The 24709-nt window shown below is 34.8% G+C and carries 23 protein-coding genes; 10 read left to right on the top strand and 13 right to left on the bottom strand.

What is annotated here, in order from left to right; all coding sequences use genetic code 11:
- The first annotated feature begins 75 nt into the window (after positions 1 to 75).
- Positions 76 to 909, top strand: a complete 834-nt coding sequence (gene yidC / locus KA828_RS06900; RefSeq protein WP_210125869.1) for a membrane protein insertase YidC — start codon at positions 76 to 78, stop codon at positions 907 to 909.
- An 86-nt stretch (positions 910 to 995) separates the two neighbouring features.
- Here yidC and KA828_RS06895 read toward each other — a convergent pair whose 3' ends face one another.
- The 4 genes from KA828_RS06895 to KA828_RS06880 form a co-directional block, all read right to left on the bottom strand.
- Complete coding sequence (locus KA828_RS06895) at positions 996 to 1847, bottom strand: NAD-dependent epimerase/dehydratase family protein (protein ID WP_107629061.1); 852 nt, start codon at positions 1845 to 1847, stop codon at positions 996 to 998.
- A gap of 53 nt (positions 1848 to 1900) precedes the next feature.
- Complete coding sequence (locus KA828_RS06890) at positions 1901 to 2374, bottom strand: DUF1440 domain-containing protein (RefSeq protein WP_210125868.1); 474 nt, start codon at positions 2372 to 2374, stop codon at positions 1901 to 1903.
- Between the two features lie 275 nt (positions 2375 to 2649).
- Entirely contained in the window at positions 2650 to 3582 is a 933-nt protein-coding gene (locus tag KA828_RS06885; protein ID WP_210125865.1) for a 2-dehydropantoate 2-reductase, read from the bottom strand.
- A 206-nt stretch (positions 3583 to 3788) separates the two neighbouring features.
- Positions 3789 to 5183: an MFS transporter gene (locus KA828_RS06880; RefSeq protein WP_193838991.1), complete on the bottom strand. Its 1395-nt coding sequence runs from the start codon at positions 5181 to 5183 to the stop codon at positions 3789 to 3791.
- A 429-nt stretch (positions 5184 to 5612) separates the two neighbouring features.
- Between KA828_RS06880 and KA828_RS06875 the strand changes: the two genes are divergently transcribed.
- The 4 genes from KA828_RS06875 (at position 5613) to lrgB (ending at position 9568) form a co-directional block, all read left to right on the top strand.
- Complete coding sequence (locus KA828_RS06875) at positions 5613 to 7367, top strand: sensor histidine kinase (protein ID WP_210125862.1); 1755 nt, start codon at positions 5613 to 5615, stop codon at positions 7365 to 7367.
- Complete coding sequence (locus KA828_RS06870) at positions 7368 to 8135, top strand: response regulator transcription factor LytR (protein WP_193838989.1); 768 nt, start codon at positions 7368 to 7370, stop codon at positions 8133 to 8135.
- Between the two features lie 276 nt (positions 8136 to 8411).
- Positions 8412 to 8867: an antiholin-like murein hydrolase modulator LrgA gene (gene lrgA / locus KA828_RS06865; RefSeq protein WP_053028738.1), complete on the top strand. Its 456-nt coding sequence runs from the start codon at positions 8412 to 8414 to the stop codon at positions 8865 to 8867.
- On the top strand, positions 8867 to 9568 hold the full coding sequence (lrgB, locus tag KA828_RS06860) for an antiholin-like protein LrgB (RefSeq protein WP_075109019.1): 702 nt from the start codon (positions 8867 to 8869) through the stop codon (positions 9566 to 9568). Before lrgA ends, lrgB begins: the two co-directional genes overlap by 1 nt.
- 284 nt (positions 9569 to 9852) lie before the next feature.
- Here lrgB and KA828_RS06855 read toward each other — a convergent pair whose 3' ends face one another.
- Genes KA828_RS06855 through KA828_RS06840 form a run of 4 tightly spaced genes read right to left on the bottom strand, consistent with a single transcriptional unit; the run spans position 9853 to position 13453 of the window.
- The gene (locus tag KA828_RS06855) at positions 9853 to 10539 is read right to left on the bottom strand and encodes an ABC transporter permease (protein WP_075109018.1); all 687 of its coding nucleotides are present in this window, start codon (positions 10537 to 10539) and stop codon (positions 9853 to 9855) included.
- The gene (locus KA828_RS06850; protein WP_210125860.1) at positions 10539 to 11486 is read right to left on the bottom strand and encodes an osmoprotectant ABC transporter substrate-binding protein; all 948 of its coding nucleotides are present in this window, start codon (positions 11484 to 11486) and stop codon (positions 10539 to 10541) included. The genes KA828_RS06855 and KA828_RS06850 overlap by 1 nt, the downstream gene beginning before the upstream one ends.
- 24 nt (positions 11487 to 11510) lie before the next feature.
- Positions 11511 to 12146 carry an ABC transporter permease gene (locus tag KA828_RS06845; RefSeq protein ID WP_037535693.1) on the bottom strand — a complete coding sequence of 212 codons (636 nt, stop codon included), beginning with the start codon at positions 12144 to 12146 and terminating at the stop codon, positions 11511 to 11513.
- Positions 12146 to 13453 carry a betaine/proline/choline family ABC transporter ATP-binding protein gene (locus KA828_RS06840; protein ID WP_210125858.1) on the bottom strand — a complete coding sequence of 436 codons (1308 nt, stop codon included), beginning with the start codon at positions 13451 to 13453 and terminating at the stop codon, positions 12146 to 12148. Before KA828_RS06840 ends, KA828_RS06845 begins: the two co-directional genes overlap by 1 nt.
- Before the next feature lie 430 nt (positions 13454 to 13883).
- Here KA828_RS06840 and KA828_RS06835 point away from each other — a divergent pair, with 430 nt between their 5' ends.
- Complete coding sequence (locus KA828_RS06835) at positions 13884 to 14927, top strand: 2,3-butanediol dehydrogenase (protein ID WP_053028744.1); 1044 nt, start codon at positions 13884 to 13886, stop codon at positions 14925 to 14927.
- A 171-nt stretch (positions 14928 to 15098) separates the two neighbouring features.
- Here KA828_RS06835 and KA828_RS06830 read toward each other — a convergent pair whose 3' ends face one another.
- Positions 15099 to 15698, bottom strand: coding sequence for a YdeI/OmpD-associated family protein (locus tag KA828_RS06830; RefSeq protein ID WP_210125856.1), 600 nt, complete (start codon positions 15696 to 15698; stop codon positions 15099 to 15101).
- Positions 15699 to 15883: 185 nt separating this feature from the next.
- Here KA828_RS06830 and KA828_RS06825 point away from each other — a divergent pair, with 185 nt between their 5' ends.
- Together KA828_RS06825 and KA828_RS06820 are read left to right on the top strand one after the other, a co-directional pair.
- Entirely contained in the window at positions 15884 to 17545 is a 1662-nt protein-coding gene (locus tag KA828_RS06825) for an APC family permease (RefSeq protein WP_070854694.1), read from the top strand.
- Positions 17546 to 17691: 146 nt separating this feature from the next.
- Positions 17692 to 19044 (top strand): carboxylesterase family protein, encoded by a 1353-nt coding sequence (locus KA828_RS06820; protein WP_210125854.1) that lies wholly within the window; start codon positions 17692 to 17694, stop codon positions 19042 to 19044.
- A 155-nt stretch (positions 19045 to 19199) separates the two neighbouring features.
- Here the strand turns inward: KA828_RS06820 and KA828_RS06815 are convergent, their stop codons facing one another.
- Positions 19200 to 20375, bottom strand: coding sequence for an MFS transporter (locus tag KA828_RS06815; RefSeq protein WP_193838985.1), 1176 nt, complete (start codon positions 20373 to 20375; stop codon positions 19200 to 19202).
- Positions 20376 to 20492: 117 nt separating this feature from the next.
- Positions 20493 to 20723 (bottom strand): hypothetical protein, encoded by a 231-nt coding sequence (locus KA828_RS06810; RefSeq protein ID WP_053028748.1) that lies wholly within the window; start codon positions 20721 to 20723, stop codon positions 20493 to 20495.
- 151 nt (positions 20724 to 20874) lie between these two features.
- On the opposite strand from KA828_RS06810, the gene KA828_RS06805 reads away from it, so the two are divergent.
- Positions 20875 to 21552 (top strand): response regulator transcription factor, encoded by a 678-nt coding sequence (locus KA828_RS06805; protein WP_075109012.1) that lies wholly within the window; start codon positions 20875 to 20877, stop codon positions 21550 to 21552.
- Positions 21545 to 23011 (top strand): sensor histidine kinase, encoded by a 1467-nt coding sequence (locus KA828_RS06800; RefSeq protein WP_210125852.1) that lies wholly within the window; start codon positions 21545 to 21547, stop codon positions 23009 to 23011. Before KA828_RS06805 ends, KA828_RS06800 begins: the two co-directional genes overlap by 8 nt.
- Before the next feature lie 78 nt (positions 23012 to 23089).
- On the opposite strand, the gene KA828_RS06795 is transcribed toward KA828_RS06800, so the two are convergent.
- Complete coding sequence (locus KA828_RS06795; RefSeq protein ID WP_075109010.1) at positions 23090 to 23875, bottom strand: ABC transporter permease; 786 nt, start codon at positions 23873 to 23875, stop codon at positions 23090 to 23092.
- On the bottom strand, positions 23868 to 24530 hold the full coding sequence (locus KA828_RS06790; RefSeq protein ID WP_210125850.1) for an ABC transporter ATP-binding protein: 663 nt from the start codon (positions 24528 to 24530) through the stop codon (positions 23868 to 23870). The genes KA828_RS06795 and KA828_RS06790 overlap by 8 nt, the downstream gene beginning before the upstream one ends.
- Between the last annotated feature and the right edge of the window lie 179 nt (positions 24531 to 24709).

The raw sequence follows: 24709 nt of genomic DNA, 5'->3' as shown, positions 1-24709 counted from the left end.
AACGAGCGAATATGTTAAGCTAAATGTATTAAAGACTAAGATTATTAAAGACCTCAATCACATAGGAGATTAGACATGAGAAAAAAATGTTCCTTATTCTTAATGAGTATCGTCATATTATTGGCTGGATGTGACTATTCTCATAAAGAAGATCAACATGGGTTCTTTTATACGATATTTGTTAAGCCAATGGATATGTTACTTCACTTCTTAGGTCGTACATTCCATGAAAATTATGGATTAGCTATTATTGTGATTGTGCTTCTCATCCGACTTGTATTAATGCCGTTGATGTTTATCCAAGTAAAGAATATCCACATGATGCGTGGAAAAACGCAAGTCGTTAAACCTGAAATTGAGAAACTACAAGATAAACTTAAGAACGCAGAAACACAAGAAGAACGTACTGCAGCAAATAAGCTATTGATGAAAAAGTACAACGACTATGGTATTAATCCATTCAAAAGCCTTATTGGCACATTACCAATATTAATTCAAATCCCAATCTTATTAGGTTTATACGCATGTATTAAATATCCAACAAGTGGCGGGATTATCGAGCACCCCCACTTTTTATGGTTCAACTTAATGCATACGGATTTAATTATGACCTTTATTGCGGCCTTACTTTATTTCGTTCAACCGCTAGTCAATGCCATGCATTATCCAAAGGAAGAACGTCGCACTTATTATGTCATGATGGTGCTATCACCATTATTTATTATATATGCGTCACTACAATCCGCTTCTGCACTCAGTTTATATTGGGCAGTCAGTGCAACATTTTTAATTATTCAAATGCATTTTGCACATAGCCATTATGCAAAAGTGGGTAAAGCAGCAGGTGAACAACTCAAACGACAAATTGAGCAACAACGTCAAAATAAGCCTAACGATGATAAGGCTTAACGTAATAAAGACGTTCCATCTATACAACAAGCACTGTTACAAGCTAATTACAATTAGCTTATAACAGTGCTTGTTTTACTCATCATTTATTTTAATGGGTGCATGCCATCTTTCCACGTATTATAGATTAATGTACCACCTTGTGCTTTAAACTTGTCATTTTTAATACCACGTTCAAATGGTTGTGCTGGTTGGATAGTGACTTTAGGATCAACACCAACTTCTTTCGCATACCATTCTGCAAATTCTGATCCTTTTACTGGCGCGTCATCTGCCACATTATAAATACCATTATCAAAATTCATCGCCTGAATAGATACTTCAACAGCATCATCTAAATGAATAAATGATGTAACACCATCTGATAATGTTACTTCACCGTTTTTAAATTGGTTATAAATCATACCATCTTTACCGTACCATGTCCCTGGTCCGTATAACCAACCAAAGCGAAGTACAACATAGTGATCCATACGTGCTGTTTCTTTTTCTAGTCCAACCACACCGTCTACTGTAATTTTTCTATCCCCATCTGAATGATTGTCTAGTGGTGTTTCTTCAGTCGCAAGACCTTCACCAGGTTCATACATAAAGCCAATACTCTGTGCCACCACTTTTTTAACATCATACTTCAACGCAGCGTCCGTTAGATTTTTACCACCTTCTACACGTACTTTCGTGTTTGCGGCCATGTCGACATTTTTTAAATCCGTAATTTGATTAATAATAATATCCGGACGGAAGTCACCCACTGCTGCATCAATGGTATCTGCTTTTAAGATATCGCCAATATACGCTTTGGCACCTAAACCTTCTAATTTCGCTTTACCCTTCTCAGATGTTGTAAATCCAGCTACTTCATAGCCTTCTTCAATCAAACGTTGTGTTAAACGTGTTCCAATTAATCCTGTGGCACCTGTAATAAATATTTTAGTCATTTTTATACGCACCTTTCTATTTCTCTTTTTAAAAAATAAATAACTGAATGTTACTACTTACTTGAATCTCTAATTATATCGATTGTATTCATCCATACGATATGCCCAAACAGCTCTGAAAGTCGTTCCTCATAAGGTAAATCTTTAACCTGTGGCGTCAATGACAATTTTGGCAAAAGATATTCATGAAAAGCAATATGAATCGCAATGCCAAATAACGAACCTTTTAAAGCTGTAATAGTTGGGAAGCGTTCAGCTAATAAGCCATATGCAAACGCGTTTGCTACAGAGAAGCCATAATGAATCCCCATAACTGTTACTGGAATATCATTGCCGTTATAATGATATGTTGCGTTCTTTATTGAGTCTGGTAATCCTAACTGATTCAATAATGTCATTGGTGGCGTTTCTTGCTCACGTTCTGGTGTTCTAGGTGGGACAAGCGCTTCCCAACCAATCTTAACTGCACCACTCAGTAATCCACCTACAATCGTTGTAACGATAATACGTTGCGTTGAACGATTCATTCTAATAACAGCTCCTTCACATTCACTTAATCTTCTTCTACCCGTTTACGACTATTTTGTAATCATTCATGTTTAATAAGGGTTAAGCGTATCACTTTTTATGACAAAGATATAATGATTCGATTTAAAAAAGCGAGGTGGAGCGTAGGACAAAATGCTTTAAATTTGTCGTCCTAGGATCGTAATCTCGCTTCAAAATATATCCATATTAAATTAACCTCATAACGTCGCCTTAATTGTTGATCTATTCATTATCAAACGTATATAACAGCACATTATTCGGCATGTCGTTGTTGCTCTTTTGCATGGACCATATTGGCTACAAATTGGTTAACTGGGGCATCGATATGATGTTCTTTACCTAGTTGAGCTACCGCGCCGTTAATATAATCAATTTCTGTTAGACGATTATTATTAATCAAGTCTTGATACATAGATGGATAATGAGGACCTACCTTCTCATTTAAATCAATTAGATAATGGTAAACTTCATCACCGTTTAAATGCACACCATCTACCGTTGCAACTTGTACAATTTCTTGCGTTATTTTATAAATAAGTTGTTTCGCATAATCACTCTCATTTAAATTAGATAAGCGACACTCTAAAATTGTACAAAGCGCATTCGCAGTTCCATTGACACAAATCTTCTTCCAAATAGATTGTTGTAAATGCTCACTTTTATGCGGGTTAAGACCTGATTGTGCTAAGAGGTCATATACCACGTCAACATTAGCTTGACCTTCAGGTACGAGTGCACCGATTTCAACTGGCCCTGCACCCATTAAATGTGTATGTCCTGGAGATTCTAGTCCGGCAGTCCATGTCGTAACACCACGTACGATACGCGCTTCATTCACATATTGCTTAATTAAACGTTCGTGCTTCAAACCATTCATCGTACAAACCATAATCGTCTTGTCATGAATGTGTGGTTTAATGTGCGTCAACATATCTTGCAACTGCATCGCTTTAGTGAATAAAAAGATAACATCAAATTGTGCATCCTGTGGAATAGCATTATGTGGATACATCGTCATTTTAAGATGATGTGCTTCACCATTAATATCTATATGTAACCCATCTTGTTTGACTGCTGTCGCTTGTGGCTCCCATCCGTCGATTAATGTTACATCATACCCTTGGCGATATAACATCGCACCAAATCCGCTTCCTAATGCACCAGAACCTGCAATTGCTATTTTCATAAATCATGACTCCTTTTTCTAATGATGTTTTTAAAATACTACTTTAGTGATTAAGCGTCAATATCATAAACACAATATTCATAATTTTTAGATAATTAATCATAAATCATATTTCGTTTATAAAAAAAGATACCGAACTCAATTTGAGTTCGGTATCTTAATGAAATATAAACGCTTTAATATATTGATAAAACGAACTGTCACGATTAATTTGTACTAAGTTTCTTCGGTACTAATATCAAGATAACTATAAATGCGGTTAAGGCAATACCGGCATTAAATAACACACCAGCGGCGCCACCTAATTGTAAATTCATGAATGATGCGCCAAATCCAAAGATAGTACTAGACATCGCAACACCAAACGCGTTACCTAAAGATGATGCCATTTTATATAATCCTGATGCCACCCCTACTTTGTCGTCAGGTGCTTCCGCAACTGCAGTATCTGTAGAAGGTGTCGCATAAGTACCTAAACCAATACCAAATAATAAGTAACCTATAATACTTGAAATAATATAAGCAATATCTGGTAAGAACGTTAACGATAATAGTAATAGTCCTAAGAATGAGAAACCACTACCTACTAATAACGGCTTTTTAGCACCTAGTTTTTGTAATAATTTCTCACCGACACGAATCATGATAAGCACGGCTACAAGATACGTGATTGAGATTAATCCTGCTTGTAATGAACTAAAGCCTAATTGACTTTGATAATACGTATTAACAACAATAAGTGTACCACCAGCAACACCATTTAACATGAAGTTTGATAATGTCGCACCACTATAGCCTTTATTTTTGAAAATACGAAAATCAACAAGTGGATTTTCCGTTTTCAATTCTCTTATGATAAATAGAATACCTGCAACGATAAATACAACGCCAAGTGATAAAATCATTGGTGAGAACAATCCACGATCTGCAGCTTGCGTAACCATTACGTTAACACTTAATAGCGTGATAACTAATAATATTAAACCAGTCACGTCAAATTTAGCTTTAGTTTCGTTTTCACTAGGTTCAACTTTAGTCTCGGGTGTATGTTTAATTAAGAAAAAGGCTAAAATTGAAAGTGCAATTGAAACTATAAAAATCCACTGCCAACCAATGGTTGAGGCCATAAAACCACCAAATAATGAACAAATACCACTACCGCCCCAAGAACCTATAGACCAGTAACTTACAGCGCGTTGTCTTTCTTTTCCTATGTAATATTCATTAATGATCGCAAGTGTTGACGGCATAATTAAAGCACCAGATAAACCTTGTAACGCACGACCTACTAATAGTAACCATGCGACAGGTGCGATGATTAAACACAATGATCCAATAACATTTAATGCTAAGCCGATGTATGTCATTTTCACTCGACCTAATTTGTCTGCAATATCCCCTGCACCTACGATAAATAATCCAGAGAATAATGCTGTTAAACTAATGGCAATATTAATCGTACCCATGTCTGTATTAAATGATGATTGCAACGTTGGTACAACGTTAACTAATGATTGTGCAAATAACCAGAACGTAAGTACACCAATGATAATACCAATTAGTAATTTATTATCTCCCCTAAATTGTTTTGAAGACTCCATCTCGAAAAATTCCTCCTAAATTACCCTAAAACTAATCTACTCAAGTAGATTTACCTCATCGTAAATCATTTCTTTGAGTGTCATATATTTTATGTAGCACTATTTAATAAGTTCCCTATTTCTATAATTTATTAACATGCGTACCCTGCCTTACATCATCTGACGTTCGCTTATGAAAGATACAACACTCACTTAAGAAATTAGTTTATATTGAAAACCTTATCATAATTAAGAAGAAATGACTTAATAAAATACTCTAATTTTTTCAATAATTATTTTTCACAACATACTCAAAAGCGCAATAAACCAATTATTAGATACCTATAAATTATAACTTTTAATTTTAAACTATTAAGTTAAAATTATCCATATTATAATTAAAGAAAGAACAAGTATTTTAACTGAAACTACAATGAATAGGTGCTTACAATGTTTAATTTATTTATATTATTGCTTGAACGTGTAGGGTTAATCATTATTATTGCTTATATATTAATGAATATTAATCACTTTAAAACGATGATGGGCGAACGCGAAAAATTACGTTCTCAATGGCAATTGACCATATTATTTGTCCTATTTGCTATCACTTCAAATTTCACTGGCATTGAAATCGAAAATGGACATATTGTATCTAGCAATATTTATTACCACCTTAACGACGAAGCTTCTATGGCAAATACACGTGTATTAACAATTGGGATGTCAGGTTTAATCGGTGGTCCTTTCGTAGCAATTATTGTCGGTATTGTATCAGGGCTATTTCGCCTTTATATCGGTGGTGCAAATGCGTATACCTACCTTATTTCGTCTATCATTATCGCACTCATATCAGGATTTTATGGTTATCGTACGATGCGTCGTTATACTTATCCAACTGTCTTAATGGGTGCTTTAATTGGCGCATTAAACGAAGCCATTCAAATGGCATGTATTCTAATTTTTGCCAATGATACAACTGCTGCATGGTCGCTTGTTCAATTTATTGCATTACCTATGATTTTGATTAACAGTATTGGGACAGCTATTTTCTTATCCATTATCCTTTCAACATTGAAGCAAGAAGAGCAAACACGTGCGATTCAAACGCATGATGTCTTTGAAATAGCCAATAAAACTTTACCTTATTTCAGATCCGGTTTAACGGCACAGTCTGCACGTCCAGTGGCTGAAATTATTCTGAAATTAATGAATGTATCGGCAGTCGCCATCACAAATAGAAAGGATATTTTAACACATGTTGGTGTCGCCAGTGACCATCACGTTGCTAAAAAGGCCATTATTACCGATTTATCTAAGGAAGTGATTCAAACGGGACAATTAAAAGAAGCCCATTCCAAAGAAGAAATCGGATGCCATAACCCGAATTGTGCTTTAGAATCTGCGATCGTTATCCCTTTAATGACCAACCAAGAAGTCGTTGGAACATTAAAATTTTATTTCACTAATGAATATGACAACACGACATCAACGAAGCAACTGGCACGTGGTTTAGCTGACATCTTTTCAAGTCAATTAGAATTGGGACAAGCGGAAATGCAGAGTAAGCTATTAAAAGATGCTGAAATCAAGTCGCTACAAGCACAAGTTAATCCCCACTTCTTCTTTAATGCGATTAATACGATTTCAGCACTCGTACGTATTGATAGTGAAAAGGCTAGAAAGTTATTATTACAATTGAGTCAATTCTTTAGATCCAATCTACAAGGCGCTCGTAATAACACCATTACATTAGATAAAGAGTTACAACAAGTAGAGGCCTATTTAGCATTAGAACAAGCTCGATTCCCTGATCGCTTTACGATTAAATATCACATTGATGCAGCTTGTCATCATGTGCTCATCCCACCTTTCATTATTCAAATCTTGGTTGAAAATGCGATTAAGCATGCCTTTAAACATCGTCGAAAAGATAACATCATTGATGTGCATGCACACTATGATGACGACGTATTAACATTAATGGTTCGTGATAATGGTAATGGAATTGAGGATCATAAGTTACCATTAATCGGACAAATGAGTGTTGACTCAGAGACAGGAACAGGAAGCGCCTTAGAAAATTTAAACAGACGTTTAATTGGATTGTACGGTACAACAGCAGGATTACAGTTTGATTCAACAGAACTAGGAACGACGGTAAGTTGCCATATACCAACACATGTTATAAAGGAGGATATTTAAGTGAAGACGTTAATTGTTGATGATGAACCATTAGCTCGCAATGAGCTTCATTATTTACTCAATGAAATCTCAGGATTTAACGTTATTGATGAGGCAGAAAATATTGAAGAAACATTAGAAAAACTTTTATCTGAAACCTATGATTTAGTCTTTTTAGATATTAATCTTATGGATGAAAGTGGTATTGATTTAGCACAAAAGATCAAAAAAATGAAACAACCCCCACACATTATTTTTGCAACAGCACATGACACATTCGCAGTTAAAGCCTTTGAACTTGATGCAATAGATTATATCCTTAAACCGTTTGAACTCGAGCGTATCGAACAAGCAGTAAATAAAGTTAAGCAGGCGACATCCAATAAACAAGGATTTAGTCAAACAACGATCGAATCTCCAACACCATCGTTGCAAGCGGATGACAGTCATCATGGTGATCAGACGGTATTACCCATCGAAATGAACGAACGCATCTACGTGATTCGAATAGATGACATCACAGCCGTTTCTGTCAACAATGGTATAACAACCATTAATACAACACAGCGCACGTATCAAACAACTGAACCACTAAATTACTATGAAAAGAAATTGCCAAGTCATCTATTTATTAAAATTCATCGCGCCACTATCATTAATAAAATGCATATTGATAGTGTTGAGCATTGGTTCAATTATACTTATCAAGTCACTATGTCATCAGGCGATAAATTCCAAGTCAGTCGTTCATTTATGAAGACCTTTAAACATGAAATCGGACTTGCCTAATATAAATTTAAAATATTCATTATTAAACATATCCATATCATTAGTATTTAATCTGATGAAGTCAAGATAACGTTCTTTGTCTTACTTCATCCATGGTTAAATACTTTTTTTATTGTTTGAATTACATACATTTATCGTTGATTCATTCTTTTGATTTTCAAGTTGAATATGGTGCAACTCACATACGAATTTTTGCAAGTCACTGCCAAAAGACACAAAAGTAAACGTTTTCATAATATCCTGTTTGTAAGGGAAAGAGAAAGGGAGCGTTAAAATATGGCAAATGAACAATCACAAAGTAATGCACGCAAAAGTAATCATAAGTTAACGAAAACGTATAATTTCTTTCAGCAAGCATTAACCATTGCTATCGTATTATTTATTTCGAAAATCATTGAAAGTTTCATACCATTTCCAATGCCAGCATCAGTTATAGGACTTGTTTTACTATTCATCCTATTATGCACTGGTATTGTTAAACTAGGCCAAGTTGAAGATGTGGGTACAGCATTAACGAATAGCATTAGCTTCTTATTCGTGCCGGCTGGAATCTCTGTTATCAATTCTTTACCAATACTAAGCCAACATCCAATTTTAATATTATTATTAATCATTATTTCAACATTATTATTACTAATATGTATCGGATTTGTATCACAATTATTCGTAACAAAAACATTGTTCCCATCTAAAGAACAAAACGAACAAACTAAACTTGGGGAGGGTAACTAATGGTAGAGCATTTAGGTATAACAACACCTTATTTTGGTATCTTAGTTTCATTAATACCATTTGTTATTGCACAATATTTTTATAAAAAAACGAATGGTTTCTTCTTATTAGCACCGCTATTCGTAGCTATGGTTGCGGGAATTGTATTCTTAAAAGTAACAGGCATTAGCTATGAACATTATAAAATTGGTGGGGATATTATTAACTTCTTCTTAGAACCAGCAACCATTAGTTTTGCTATCCCTTTATATAAAAAACGTGATGTCCTCAAAAAATATTGGTTACAAATTTTTGGTGGGATCGCAATTGGTACGTTAATCGCATTAATTTTAATATACTTAGTAGCTACTGTATTCCGTTTAGGAGATCAAATCAGTGCTTCAATGTTACCACAAGCTGCTACAACAGCCATTGCCCTTCCAGTATCTGAAGGTATTGGTGGTGTCAAAGAGCTAACATCATTAGCAGTCATCCTTAATGCCGTTGTCATTTCTGCATTAGGTACTAAAATTGTTAAGTGGTTTAAAATATCAAATCCAATCGCACGTGGCTTAGCACTTGGTACAAGTGGTCACACATTGGGTGTAGCTGCAGCTAAAGAACTTGGTGAAACTGAAGAATCTATGGGCAGTATTGCCGTAGTTATCGTTGGTGTCATTATCGTTGCCATCGTTCCACCATTAGCTTCAATCTTATTCTAGATATAAAGAAAGCCTGGGACAATAATTGATGTTTCAGGCTTTCAATATATGTTGGCAGTAGTTGACTGAATTAAAAATGCACTTATAACAAGCTTTTTTTAATTCTAGTCAACCTTGCCGGGGTGGTACAACGAAATAAATTTTGAAAAATTTTATTTCTGTTCCACTCCCTTCTTGTGTATTGCAAACTGCTATAGCGAAATCATTTATTCCGTATTCACACACACTTACGTCAATACTTCTAATGATTGAAATCAAAGTACTACTGTATGTGGTTAGCATCATTAATTGATACTTTGTACTTGATTCTCGCGTTTTTTATTTTTAGTCGTTGGATCAAGTTTCTTTTCTAAGAAACGTAATCCTAAATCGATAATAATCGCGATTAATGCTATTGGAATGGCACCTGCAAGGATATATACAGTACCGTCAGTAGAGTTTGTACCACGTATGATGATATCTCCTAATGTTGATGCCCCAATAAATGAGCCAATGGCCACAATACCTATCGCTACAACTAGCGCAATACGAATACCGCCGATAATAACGGATAAGGACAATGGCAACTCAATCATGCGCATAACCTGATTTTTAGTCATACCCATGCCTTTACCTGCATCTTTAATATTGTAGTCCACTTCAGTGATACCAGTGTACGTATTCTTAATAATCGGAAGTAACGCATATAAGAATACTGCAAACACTACAGTGTTAGGTCCTAATCCAAGCGCCAACATGAGTATTGCTAACATTGCAATTGCTGGTACGGTTTGAATAATATTCGCAATAGTAATGATAGGCCATGACAATTTCGTATATCTTGAAATTAAAATCCCTATCGGAATACCAATAATACAAGCAAATAAAACACCATAAATAGACATTAATAAATGCTTGAAAAAGAGTTCCATGAGATAGCCAAAGTTCAAGGTATAATATTCATAAAGCGAGCTTAACAAGTTACCTTTCATTATTTTTGACCACCTTTCTTACTATCATCTTCAAAATAGTTATGTTTTTTCACATATTCTTCTGCAATAACGGCTGGTTCTTTCCCTTTGCCATCCGCTTCATAATTTAGTTTTTGCATTTCTTTCGTACTAATTTGTCCCTGTAATTTTTTCAATGCTTCATCAATTTCAGGATGATCTTTAATTAATTTTTCAGTTGTCAATGGACTTCCATCATAAGGTGGGAAGAATTTACGATCGTCTTTTAAAATTTTCAAATCATACGCAGCAATACGTCCATCTGTTGAATAACCAACTGCCACGTCTAATTTTTTATTTTTTAACGCATCGTACACTAAACCAATTTGCATTGGACGCGCACTCGCAAATTTGAATCCATATTCCTTTTGGAAAGCTGGGTAGCCATCACCTGCACGGTTCATCCATTGTGTATCCATACCTAGACGTAAGTCATCTTTATATTTTTCCAAGTCAGATACTTTTTCTAAATTGTATTTCTTAGCAACGTCTTTGGTCACCATAAATGCATACGTATTTTCAAATCCAAATGAGTCATAATATTTTTGATTGTATTTTTCTTTAAATAATCTTTGTGACTCTGACATTGCTTTTTTCGTATCTTTGGTTGGTGGTGCATCCAGCACACTTGTTAATTCAGTCCCTGTATATCGAACTGAGGACATATTCACATCTCCACGTTGTAACGCATTATGTTGAATAATACTTGATCCTAAATTACCAACAATTGTAGGTTTAATTTTGCCGTTTGTATAATGTTCTATCATTAACTTTTCAATGTTTGCCATAATTTTCGTTTCACTTGTTTCTGTGGCAGTAATTTTCACACTATCTTTCCCGTCACCATCGCCTAATCCTGGTAAGCTACATCCAGATAATACGATGAGAGACATTGCAAGAAGTATGAAAGTCAATTTAAGCTTTTTCATAATTTTAAAATCCTCCCTTTGTATTTATCTAGATACTTTTAACCCTTTAGGCACGGCCCACTTTTCAATTAAAGAAAGTATGAAATCTACAAGTAATGCGAGACATGTTACTAGAATAGCAGCACTTATAATCATTGGCGGTTGATATAAATTCAAGCCGTTAAAGACTAAATCACCTAGTCCACCTGCACCAACATAACTTGCTAATGTTGCCCAACTAATAACGTAAACACTAGATAAACGTATCCCACTAATGATAAGTGGTAAGGCTAAAGGTAATTCAACATCTTTCATTAACTGCATCTTCGTCATACCCATACTTGTTCCAGCTTGTATGATATTCTTATCAATATTTTGTACACCTAGGACAGTGTTATTTAAAATGGGTAATAATACATAAATGAATAATGCGACAATCGCTGGCGTCTTACCTACACCAAAGATTGGAATCATAATGGCTAATACGGCTAACGTCGGTATTGTTTGAAGCACACCCGCAATCGTTAACACTACATTTGCAGTACGCTTAGTCTTAGATAATAGAATGCCTAATGGTACCGCAACTACAATCGCAATTAACAGCGCGATGATAGATATGTAGAAGTGTTCAATCGTTTTTGATACGAGTTGGCTTCCATATTCTTGGAAAAATTGGCGCATTAGCGATCAACTCCTGATTGGTCAGAATCCTTCACATCATGTGTGTTTAATCTGTCTGTGACATCTTGCTGTTTAGACGTCGCGTCATGAGGTCTTTCTTGTGCTTGTTCTTTTTTATTGATATTTCCTAACTCATTTTCACGTTCAACGGCATTCATATGTGTATCAGATAAAATCATCTCGTCATCTTGTTCACCCCAAATAGAGTCATAAACAATGTCAACGAGATTTGCACGTGTAATCAGACCAATGAGTGCATTATCATTATCTACAACCGGTACGTTTCTTACATTTCGTTTAAGTATCGTACGTACAGAGTCTTGTAATTTAGAATCAATATGTACTTTATAAACATCACGCTGCATTGTATCGATTAATTCTTTGCGTTGACGTAAGCCTTGATTGATATCTTCAATATCTAAAAATCCGAGTAAATGCTGATGGTTATTTACAACAAATATCGTATCTACACGTCTCTGTCTCATAATATTGACCGCGTCATTCAATGTGTCATTTGCGTTAACAGTGACTGGTTTAATCATTGCATCTTCAACGGTTCTCATATTTGGACGATCTTGAATTAATCTATTTTGACCAATAAATTCTTTTACGAAATCATTTGCTGGATTTCTAAGAATATTATCTGGTGTATCGTACTGCACAACTTTCCCCTTAGACATAATACAAATTCGGTCTGCAAGTTTAATTGCTTCGTCCATATCATGTGTAACGAAGATAAATGTTTTTCCTAACTTTTTCTGAAGGTCTTTAACTAAATCTTGTAACGTATCTCTAGTAATCGGATCTAATGCACCAAAAGGCTCGTCCATTAAGATAATATCTTGTTCAGCGGCTAATGCACGCACAACACCAATACGTTGTTGTTGACCACCTGATAACTCAGATGGATAGCGATCTAAATAATCTTCAGGTAAATCTACAAGTTTAATTAACTCTTTCGCTTTAGCATCTTTCTTTTCTTTAGACCATTTAAGCAACTTTGGTACTAACACGATATTTTCTCGTATAGTCATATGTGGCATCAATCCGATTTGTTGAATCACATACCCAATGCTACGACGTAATTCAACTGGATTCATATTGCGAACATTCTTGCCATTCATTTCAATTGTCCCATCAGTAGCTTCAATCATTCTATTGATCATTCGTAAAGCAGTCGTTTTCCCACTACCACTTGTCCCAATAAACGCAATAAATTCACCTGATTCAATATCTAATGAAATATTATCTACAGCTTTTTTATTGCCAGCATAAATCTTTGTTAAGTTCTTAATACTTAGCGTCATTAGATTGCTCCTCCCTATTGTTGCAAGATAAAAAAGCTCAAAATACAAAAGGCCAGTAGTCCCATTGTTAAACAAATACGTAATAAGTTAAACAAGAGCCACACGGCCTTTGCTTCATAAAATTTTAATAAATTCAATTGGAATATCATTCGAGCGTTTTCCATCTTTAATTTTTATATACCCTATATAATTTTTTGAAACATTTTTTATATAAAATGATTAAAAATGTTCACAATTGCAATTTTTTAAGTTTTATTCAAGCGTGATTGTGATAAAAAATATTTAAAAATAAAGTTGTCTACAATAAAATTCATCAAATTGTCATATTTATTCAAATAAATCATTTAAAGCTGGATTCAAAATTGCATTCTAATATCAATAGTATTAGTCTATAGGTGTAATAAGTATTTATTGAAGGGATGTTGTAATAATGAAAGCAGCAGTATGGTATGGTCAAAAAGATGTTCGCGTGGAAGATCGTGAACCTAAGCAATTAAAAGACAACGAAGTAAAAGTAAAAGTATCATGGGCCGGCATTTGCGGAACTGATTTACATGAATACTTAGAAGGACCAGTCTTCATCTCTACAGATAAACCTGATCCACTACTTGGACAAAAAGCACCTGTTACTTTAGGACATGAGTTCTCAGGCGTTGTTGAAGAAGTTGGTAAAGACGTTACAAAATATAAAAAAGGCGATCGCGTCGTTGTTAACCCAACTGTATCTAAACATGAGAAAGATGAAAGCGTTGATTTATATGATGGCTATTCATTTATTGGTTTAGGTTCTGACGGTGGCTTTGCTGAATTTACAAATGCACCAGAAGAGAATGTCTATGCATTACCTGAAAGCGTATCAGATAAAGAAGGTGCATTAGTTGAACCAACAGCCGTTGCGGTTCAAGCAGTTAAAGAAGGTAAATTATTATTTGGAGATACAGTTGCAGTATTTGGCGCTGGCCCAATTGGTTTATTAACAATTGTTGCGGCTAAAGCAGCTGGAGCAAGTAAAATCTTTGTATTTGATTTATCTGAAGAACGCCTAGCGAAAGCGAAAGAAGTCGGTGCGACTCACGTAGTCAATTCTGGTAACACAAATCCTGTAGACTTTATTAATGAACATACTGACAACGGTGTAGATGTAACATTTGAAGTTGCTGGTGTTGGTGTAACATTATCTCAATCAATTCAAGTAACACGTCCAAGAGGTACTGTTGTTATCGTATCAATCTTTGCACATGCAGTTGATTTCGACCCAATGTTATTAACTAACTCAGGTGTTCAATTGACATCTACAATTGCTTACTCACCTACGACATTCCAACAAACAATTGATTTAATTGCGAACGGAAGCTTAGACGTTAAGAGCGTCGTAACAGATGAAATCGAATTAGAACATATTGTTCAATCTGGATTCGAACAATTAGTAAATGATAAATCACAAGCTAAAATTTTAGTTAAATTAAATGGCTAATTGAAGAGAAATCGGGACAAAAGTGTTTAGGATTTGAGCAGAACCGAACGACGAGTAAAATTTTTCAAATTTTGTCGAATCGTGAGTGTGTCTGCCGATAATCCTACTTTTAAGACGTCGTTTGACGGTAGTCTTAAAACACATTATGTCCCGATCTTTTTTATTCTCTTTTTATTTATCGTACATGCCTTTACCTTCAAGAATATGGTCGATATACTTTTCAACTCTATTTTGTCTTGTTTGGCTACGTTTCGCTTGTGAAATGTGATACATGTACTGGTGTTGTCTGCCAGGCGTTAATTGATAAAATGCCTCTTCTAATTTTGGATCATCATTAAATGCTTCTTGTAATTCTTCAGGCATTTCATAGTCTTCTGTCTTCTTCATTTCAACTTTCTTGCCCGCTTTTTCTGTTTTAATGGCTTCATCAATATAATATAAAATTTCGTCTCGACGCAGTTTAATCTCATCTAATGTTTCAAAACGTAATTGTCTTGCTGCTTGAACACGCTCTGTTTGCTGAATTAACGATTTATATTTATCTTCTAAAATTGCACCTTTATGAAACAATAAGGCTACATAATGCTTAAAACCATGGATCGTAATAACATTTTTATCATTAATTGTATAAGTCGGATGCATCCATTTATATGTTTCTTCTAATTCTGACTCATTAAAGATTAAATTTCTTAAATATTGATAAGCTTCTTGCCACTGACTCTCCTTTTCAAGAAAAGCTAACACCTGTTTATCGGATTGTTTCTCTGACACTTTAGTCACCCCATATCGTTAGTTTGATAACAATACAATCATTATATTATTTAAGTCAATCAATAACTATTTATAACACAATCATTTGTAAATTTACAAAATCATAAATTGACTAATGAAATGATAAGCGTATAATTATAACGTATCATTTTTGATGAATATTAAAATAACATAAAGGAGTATTTATGGGACAAAATAATAACGAAGGTAAAATCAATCTGGTCCAACTTGTTTTGTTAGGATTAGGAAGTTTAATTGGTTCAGGCTGGTTATTTGGTGCATGGGAAGCTTCTTCTGCAGCTGGTCCTGCAGCCATATTATCTTGGATTATCGGGTTTATCGTTATAGGAACGATTTCTTATAACTATATCGAAATAGGAACAATGTTCCCTCAATCTGGTGGTATGAGTAACTATGCTCAATATTCACACGGCTCATTGCTAGGCTTTATTGCCGCATGGGCAAACTGGGTATCATTAGTTACAATCATTCCTATTGAAGCTGTGTCTGCTGTTCAATATATCAGTTCATGGCCATGGGATTGGGCGAAACCAACTTCTGCATTAATGCATAATGGCTCAATTAGTACGACAGGTTTATTCGCCGTGTACGTCATTATCATTATTTTTTCATTATTAAACTATTGGTCTGTTAAATTATTAACATCATTCACAAGTTTAATTTCGTTCTTCAAATTAGGTGTACCGTTATTAACAATTATTATGTTAATGCTTTCAGGTTTCGACACAAGCAATTACGGTTCTTCTATAGGCGAATTTATGCCGTATGGTAGTGCGCCTATCTTTGCGGCAACAACAACATCAGGGATTATCTTCTCATTTAATGCATTCCAAACCATCATTAATATGGGATCAGAAATTAAGAACCCTGAAAAGAATATTGCACGTGGTATTGCCATTTCTTTAACATTAAGTGCCATTTTGTACATCATACTACAAAGCACATTTATTACATCAATGCCACAATCAATGATTAGCGAACACGGTTGGAGTGGTATTAACTTCAATTCACCATTCGCAGATATGGCAATCCTATTAGGCATTAACTGGTTAGCGATCTTGCTTTACATCGAAGCAGTTGTGTCACCATTCGGAACTGGCGTATCATTCGTTGCGATTACTGGTCGTGTATTAAACGCGATGGAACGTAATGGTCATATTCCTAAATTCTTAGGTAAAATTAACACAACGTATAATATTCCACGAGTAGCTATCGTATTTAATGCCATCATCAGTATGGTCATGGTTACATTATTCCGTGATTGGGGCGTACTTGCTGCCGTTATTTCAACAGCAACATTAGTCGCTTACTTAACAGGTCCAACAACCGTCATGTCATTACGTGAAATGGGACCTAAATTGCATCGTCCATTCCGAGGCGCTATGTTAAAAGTGATGGCACCATTATCCTTTGTACTTGCGTCATTAGCCATTTATTGGGCAATGTGGCCAACAACTGCCGAAGTTATTTTCATCATTATTTTAGGATTACCAATTTATTTCTTCTATGAATATAAAATGAATTGGAAAAACACTAAAAAACAAATCGGCGGTAGTATGTGGATTATCGTATACTTAATCCTATTGGCTTGCATGTCATTTATCGGTAGTAAAGAGTTTAAAGGTATGAACTTTATTCATTATCCTTATGATTTCTTAGTTATTATCGTGTTAGCACTTGTCTTTTATAGAATTGGTATTACAAGCCACTTCAAGAGTGTTTATTATAAACGCGCTAAGAAAATCAATAAACAAATGAAAGAAGATACAATGGAAGCTGAACAACAAGAAGCTGATAGAAAAGAAGCTGAACAACAGAATAATTAATCTGACCATCCTAAGTATGCCTGTGCGCATACTTAGGATTTTTTTATATGATATAGCACAAATTTTAATTTCATTATCCCAATCTGTTTTTACATTCTTACGTCATGGTATAGTTAAATTAATTCATAAGTGTAGGTGATGATTTAGTGGTAACGATTAATACAACAGCTGGTTCTTTTCAAGGGATAACACATCATAATATAGAACAATTTCTAGGTATTCCTTATGCACAGCCGCCGATTGGTAATCGCCGTTTCAAACATGCTAGCCCACGATATAGCTATGATACGTTAGTTGATGCAACGCGCTTTAGAGCCATCCCACCACAACCGTACAATAAGTTAGAAACTTTCTTTTCATCTAAGCAACATACGTTCAAACAGGATGAAGATTGTTTATATTTAAATATTTGGCGTCAATCGTCTGGTAAATCTAAGAAACCTGTTATCATTTATTTTTATGGTGGTGGCTTTGTGAATGGTCATGGTTCGGCCGAATTATATACGCCAGAACATATTGTTGCCCAACATGATGTCATTGTAATTACGTTTAACTATCGATTAGGTGCATTAGGCTTTCTGGATTGGTCTTATTTTAATCCGCAGTATGATAAAAATAACGGCCTATCTGATCAGATTGCGTTATTAAAATGGGTTGCACACTTTATTGAATACTTTGATGGCGATCCTAACAATGTCACATTATGCGGACAATCCGCAGGCAGTATGAGTATTCAAGCTTTAATGCAGCAACCGCAACTGGATCACTATTACCACCAAGTCATGTTATTAAGTGGCGTATTACAGCTAGATTCCGTAGAAACAGGTGTGCACAAAGCTAAACACTTCGATGCCTTAATTCAACAGCACTTTCCCGGAAAAAGCATATACGATTTAGACACGCACGCATTGCTACAGTTAATGGCATATGATGAACAAGCACGTGGCAAATCCAAAGGCTTAGAATTAATATATCAACCGATTAACGAGACAACGATGTGCCGTCCACTTGCTCAGTTTAATAAACCTGTTGTGTTAGGCTATACAAAGGATGAAGGTGATTGTTATATCCGTAATGAATCACGTAAACTTGAGCCACAGCGTTTTGTGAATGTGATGAAACTGAATCATATCAACGTTGATTTTAATCATGTTCAAACGGGTCAACAACAAGCTGAAGTTGTGACAGCGTTATATTTTAAAAAACCGACACTTAACTTGTTACACCAAATGCGTAAGAATCCGCATCGTTGGTTATTACGATTTGATTGGGCTCGACCTGAATATGTTGATTTCGCAAGTGCCTATCATATTTTAGATGTCGTCTTTTGGTTTGGTAAGATGGCTATACTTAAGGCGCATAACATCAAATTGCACACTTCTGATATTGAATTAAGCAAACGTATGATAAATGACATCGTTCATTATGCCACAACAGGTACCATGCCCTACGCACCCTATTCAATCGATCACACAGAACCACACATATACAATAATTAAAAAAGGAGTGGGACAGAATTCTTAATAAATTCGTTGTCCCACTCCCAGCTTGCTTAAAATGTCTTCTTAGTTCAGTCAGCTATTGTGAATTCACAAAGTAGCATTATCTTATTATTTATGTCTCAGTCTCTTCCCTATTCAATCATAAGATACGCTTAGTTTTTGGCATAATGAACATTTTTCAATGTAAGCACGATGATAAGTCCCAGTAAGCCAATAAAGGCACTGACAAATGTGACCGCTTCAACATTCGTATTTGATACAACAAGGCCACCGATAATACCACCTATACCAATACCTGCATTGAGACAAGACATATTCCAACTCATCACTTGACTTGTGTCACCTTCAACATGTTCGATGATACCACTTTGTATTGCTGGATTGGTACTCCATTGTACGATATTCCAAATAAAGAGCGCTACGAGTAATAACACCGTTGTTGACAATACTAAATTAATGGCAAGCATCACTACAATAAACACAGTAAACGCAATGATTAACCAACGTTTACTTGTTAATTTATCAGCGAGTACACCACCCATTGATGTACCAACAACACCGGCAACACCATTAACGAGTAGCGCTAATGATACATAGCCCATGGTATGACCATTTTCCAAAATAAGTGGATTGATAAATACAAATGTCACTGAATTGGCAATTAAAATAAGTAATGTAATCGCTAGAAACTTAACGATTTCAATTGGTCGAATAATATGAGATGTGACTTGATTATCTTCAGAAACGTTATTATACATTCGATTGGCTTGATTAAGTTCTGTAGTTGTAGGAAGATATTTCAACATTAATAAGCCGGCAATAAGACTGATAACAATAATAAATACGAACGTAAAACGCCAGCCAACCCAGTCACCAATCATCGTACCAATTGGCACACCAAAGACGTTGGCTCCACTAAATCCAGTATAAACTACGCCAATCATCTTACCTCTATTCTTAGGTATTGTCAGCATAGCCGTTAATGCTAAGACTTTAACGATAATTAAAGATGCTGCAGCTGAAGATAATATTCGTCCAACGACTAGAATCGTAAAGTTAGGTGCAATGGCGATAATACCATTCCCTACGACAAAGGCCACTAAAGTCCACAAAAGAACGGGACGTGCAGGAAATCGATTTGTTAATTTAACCAGTATAGGTCCACATATGGCGAAGGTTAATGCGTAAAGTGTAACCAGTTGCCCGATAATCGCTTCTGAGACACCTAAGTCATCGCTCATTAAATTCATAATTCCAGCGACCATCATTTCAACCATGCCCACAATAAACACACTAATGATAAATGTCGCTATACGCATGACAGACATATTTCTTTCTCCTTTCATTTCATTATTTCTACATAAAAAAACAGTTACGCACTGTTCTTCAAATTTCGTAACTGTTCTATTATATAATATTCAATTGTATTTTTCTTCCCCTATGTTTTAAAAGGTTTGTTCATTATTGTTGTATCGATGTTCGATAAGTTCTTGTAGAAAGGCACAAATGGCAAGTAATGCGAGCGCACCATAAATGACGTAATGATTATGTAGTACACCATCAATACCAAAATTCATATTAAAATACGATTCAACTAGGCTTGTTAAAACTCTGAGTATATTAAATAAAACAAGGATAAGTATGATAAACCCAAGCACATTGGAAATGACTTTCATTTCATTTGCTCCTTTGCTTATTGATTTACTTATATACTAAAATTTTCAAATTAAATGCTACTTAGTTTAATCTTAATTTTTCCTTAAATCATCATTATCAGAATAGTTAAATGTTAAAAAGTTGTATAAGATAGACAATGAGGTGGTATTCATGAACGACGACGTACTCATTATTGAAGATGATAAAGATATTAATGCATTAATGACATTATCTTTAAGTACGAAAGGGATACAACGTATCAAGTCTGTCGATAATATTGAAGATGCAAAATACGAACTATTGAATTTTAGCTTTCAGGTTATATTATTGGATTTAAACTTAAGATCTGAAGACGGTTATCAATTACTTAAATATATTGATTTAAAGGATACTGCCGTTATCGTAGTGACTGCGAAGACAACAAATATCGATGTATATAAAGGGTTTGAACATGGGGCTGTCGATTATATTAAAAAGCCATTTGATCCGATGGAGTTGTACTACAGAGTTTCTTTACATTTAAACGATACAGATCAATCAACGTACCATTATAAAGATTTAGCCATCAACTTCAACAGTATGGAAGTATTTGTTAATGACAAACCGATCAACCTTACAAATCGTGAATATAATTTATTAACCTATCTTATTAAAAATAAAAACCAAGTACTGACTAAAGATCAGCTCTATGCTAAAGTCTGGGGATATGATACCGGCGTGGATGATAATACTCTAATGGTTCATATTAGAACATTACGGAAGAAGATTGAAACCACGCCGAATGCACCTAAAATGATTAAAACTGTACGTAGTAAAGGTTACATGTTTAAGGAAGATCGCGATGATTAATAAATTCACATTAAAATTTCTTAAGTATATGACGATATTTGTCCTTCTAAACTTTACTATTACGTGTATCTTAGTTATCATACTATTTTTTAAAGTATTGCCTAATATTTACTGGGATATTAATGAAATTGAATCTACATACTTAGAGACGTATGGCATCACTCAAGCACCCAATGATAATCTAAAATCACTTGCCGAAAAGCGTCATGTTGACTTATATTTTGTTCGAAAAAATGGAGACATTCTCTATCCTAAGTCAAAGCGTCATACAAACATAAAATCAACATTGTTAAAAAATATCAATAATGCGAATTCAGTTATATCAAAAGAAGGAACCTACCTTGTTTATATTTATAAAGATAAAATTGAACAACCTAAAATAACAAATGGTCATGAAATCAAGACGTCACAATTGCTTGATAGTATCGCTACGCTTGATTTCAATCGTTACAACTATTCGATTTCAAACAATGAACTTCACTTTGTAAGAAATCCAGGACAAAGAACGATATTATGGAATGATAATTTTGGCGAAGCATTCAATGATAGTAAAAACACGTATATTTTACTGTTCATCTCATTTATCATCGTTAACATCATCTTAATTGCTTTAACGGCAATGTTAATTTCGAAGCGACTCACAAGACCGTTATCTTTTTATATTGACTGGATTGGTAATTTATCGTTAGGCAAACTGCATCAGCCTACGTCGAAGCGAAAGCGATTTAAGAATCGTCGTACTTATCCTGAATTGGATGCATCTTTGTCACAATTAAATGAACAAATGTTGTCTGATAAGTTTTATCATAACCAAATTTCATATTACAAATCAAAATGGATTAGCCAAATTTCTCATGATTTGAAATCGCCACTAACAACTATTTATGGTTATTCTAAGCTCATCCAGGCCGATAAACAGACGCAATCTTATGTTCAACTTATTTCGGAGAAAGCAACATTTATGAGTGATTTGATTGATAGTTTGAACCAAACGTTTGATATGGAAACAAACCAGACAAAACAAGATAAAGAAGATTTTCCAATTCAATCAACGGTCAATCGAATCACACACATTATTGGTTACGATTCTATAACATGTCACTTTTATTTAGAAGATAACGCCACATTTTATGGTAATAAATTGTATTTCGAGCGGCTATTAATTAATTTAATCAACAATAGTATTGATCATAATGAAACCAATCCTAACATTCAAATGACTTTTTCTAAAATTGAAAATAAGTTAATGATTGATTACGTTGACGATGGTCAAGGCATACCACATTCAAATATAGATACATTATTTAAACAGTCGTATACATCGAAAGCGCATAAAGCACAACACGGTATTGGTTTATCGATTATTAAAGATGCTGTGAATTATCATCATGGCGCAATCACACTATTACCATCTAAACAAGGCGTTCATTTCCATATACTATTGGTGGATGACACTTAAATATTATCTAAAAAAGTAAGGGCGTAGGACAACGAATTGAAATAAAATTCTGTCCTACGCCCTTACTTCTCATTTCGTCTATGCTTCATCATCAGGTGCATTGAGTGCGCTATTGCGTGCAACGAGTTGATGACGAACGTTAAAGAATTGATTATAGCTTAAATAAGTTGCAATTAGGGCTGACATGATTGTCGCTGTTGTATGAATAAACACGACAAGTAATTGGAATTTAATCGCTTGTAATGGTGGTACGCCACCAATAATTAAACCTGTCATCATACCTGGGATCGAAACGAGACCGTATGTTTTAACCGAGTCTATTGTAGGTACGATTGCAAGACGTATACTCTCTCTAATCGATGCTTTAGATGCCAATTTAGGTGTCGCTGCTAATGTAAGCTTAGATTCAATGTCGGTAATGTCTTTCACAAAGGCACGGTCTAAGTTTTGATACGCTAAATTAATCGCAATTAGTCCATTATTCGCTAACATGCCTCCAATTGGAATGACTTCGTTTGCTTTAAAATCGATAGCCCCTGCCAACACAGTAGCCGTTAAAGGTAACGCTGTTCCAATAAAAATGGCGATAAACGAAATCCAAAAGACATGATGCATTACTGGCGAAGCACGATTAATCGTATTCCATGACGCATTAATAATAATCACTAATACCGCTAACATTAATATCCACGCTTGATCAATTTTGAAAATATAATGCAAGATAAATCCTAATATAATCAACTGTACAACTGCGCGTATGGAAGCTACAACTAAATCTTTAATAATATGTAATCCTTCTTTATATGAAATAAAGATGGGAATTAATAATAACAAAGCAGTTAAACAAAGGGCTGTATTACTCATTCTGATTTAAAGCCTCCTCTTTCGTGATTTCACCATCGCTAATTGTAATTCGTCTATGGAAATGTCTCATACTTTGATCATCACTATGTGTAATCCATAACACGGATACACCTTCTTTTACCATGTCGAAAATCATATTTTCAATGGTCTGCTTATTTTGTGTATCGAGCGCACTTGTAGATTCATCTAATAATAATATATCTGGGCAGTACATGAGTTGACGGGCAATTGTAATCCTCTGACGCTCGCCGCCTGAAAGATGTTCGATTTTAGAATTCAAATCATATTGACCTAAATTCACTTTCTTTAGTAAATCCATTGCTTTGTCTTTATCAAAGCGGTCATCTCGCGCTAACGCTGGAAATGACATGTTATCACCAATGGTTTCGCCAAAGAGCTGACTCTGTTGCATTAAATAACTGATTTTCATTCGTAATGTTTCAGGAGGATAATCGTTAAATGGCTTCCCTTTTAAATAGAGTTCCCCATCCGTCGGGCTAATTAAATTATTGATTTGCTTTAAAAATGTGCTCTTACCACTACCAGAAGGACCAATAATGGCAACTGCCTCTCCCTCAGCTAATTGAAAGTTAATATTTTTAAGTATCATACGTCTATCCGCTTTATATGATAAATTTTTGACATCTAATAACATCCTTTTACCAACCTCCTCATAATAAACACTGTTATGATTAAAAATAAATTAAAATCAGTCTGGGACATAAATAATATAATCATGCTAATTAGCAAATCCGCAGTAGCTGACTGAACTGAGAAGGCGCTTAAATCAAGCTTTTCTCAGTTCTAGTCATCCCTGCGGGCGGGGCCCCAACA

Source organism: Staphylococcus sp. GDY8P85P, from assembly GCF_017892405.1.
Classification (GTDB): domain Bacteria; phylum Bacillota; class Bacilli; order Staphylococcales; family Staphylococcaceae; genus Staphylococcus; species Staphylococcus borealis.
This window is presented reverse-complemented; position numbering and strand designations above follow the sequence as displayed.

Excerpts from the sequence above, each read along its gene's own strand:
- yidC (WP_210125869.1), top strand. The coding sequence starts at position 76 with ATGAGAAAAAAATGTTCCTTATTCTTAATGAGTATCGTCATATTATTG.
- KA828_RS06895 (WP_107629061.1), bottom strand. The coding sequence starts at position 1,847 with ATGACTAAAATATTTATTACAGGTGCCACAGGATTAATTGGAACACGT.
- KA828_RS06890 (WP_210125868.1), bottom strand. The coding sequence starts at position 2,374 with ATGAATCGTTCAACGCAACGTATTATCGTTACAACGATTGTAGGTGGA.
- KA828_RS06885 (WP_210125865.1), bottom strand. The coding sequence starts at position 3,582 with ATGAAAATAGCAATTGCAGGTTCTGGTGCATTAGGAAGCGGATTTGGT.
- KA828_RS06880 (WP_193838991.1), bottom strand. The coding sequence starts at position 5,183 with ATGGAGTCTTCAAAACAATTTAGGGGAGATAATAAATTACTAATTGGT.
- KA828_RS06875 (WP_210125862.1), top strand. The coding sequence starts at position 5,613 with ATGTTTAATTTATTTATATTATTGCTTGAACGTGTAGGGTTAATCATT.
- lrgA (WP_053028738.1), top strand. The coding sequence starts at position 8,412 with ATGGCAAATGAACAATCACAAAGTAATGCACGCAAAAGTAATCATAAG.
- lrgB (WP_075109019.1), top strand. The coding sequence starts at position 8,867 with ATGGTAGAGCATTTAGGTATAACAACACCTTATTTTGGTATCTTAGTT.
- KA828_RS06855 (WP_075109018.1), bottom strand. The coding sequence starts at position 10,539 with ATGAAAGGTAACTTGTTAAGCTCGCTTTATGAATATTATACCTTGAAC.
- KA828_RS06850 (WP_210125860.1), bottom strand. The coding sequence starts at position 11,486 with ATGAAAAAGCTTAAATTGACTTTCATACTTCTTGCAATGTCTCTCATC.
- KA828_RS06845 (WP_037535693.1), bottom strand. The coding sequence starts at position 12,146 with ATGCGCCAATTTTTCCAAGAATATGGAAGCCAACTCGTATCAAAAACG.
- KA828_RS06840 (WP_210125858.1), bottom strand. The coding sequence starts at position 13,453 with ATGACGCTAAGTATTAAGAACTTAACAAAGATTTATGCTGGCAATAAA.
- KA828_RS06835 (WP_053028744.1), top strand. The coding sequence starts at position 13,884 with ATGAAAGCAGCAGTATGGTATGGTCAAAAAGATGTTCGCGTGGAAGAT.
- KA828_RS06825 (WP_070854694.1), top strand. The coding sequence starts at position 15,884 with ATGGGACAAAATAATAACGAAGGTAAAATCAATCTGGTCCAACTTGTT.
- KA828_RS06815 (WP_193838985.1), bottom strand. The coding sequence starts at position 20,375 with ATGTCTGTCATGCGTATAGCGACATTTATCATTAGTGTGTTTATTGTG.
- KA828_RS06810 (WP_053028748.1), bottom strand. The coding sequence starts at position 20,723 with ATGAAAGTCATTTCCAATGTGCTTGGGTTTATCATACTTATCCTTGTT.
- KA828_RS06805 (WP_075109012.1), top strand. The coding sequence starts at position 20,875 with ATGAACGACGACGTACTCATTATTGAAGATGATAAAGATATTAATGCA.
- KA828_RS06800 (WP_210125852.1), top strand. The coding sequence starts at position 21,545 with ATGATTAATAAATTCACATTAAAATTTCTTAAGTATATGACGATATTT.
- KA828_RS06795 (WP_075109010.1), bottom strand. The coding sequence starts at position 23,875 with ATGAGTAATACAGCCCTTTGTTTAACTGCTTTGTTATTATTAATTCCC.
- KA828_RS06790 (WP_210125850.1), bottom strand. The coding sequence starts at position 24,530 with ATGTTATTAGATGTCAAAAATTTATCATATAAAGCGGATAGACGTATG.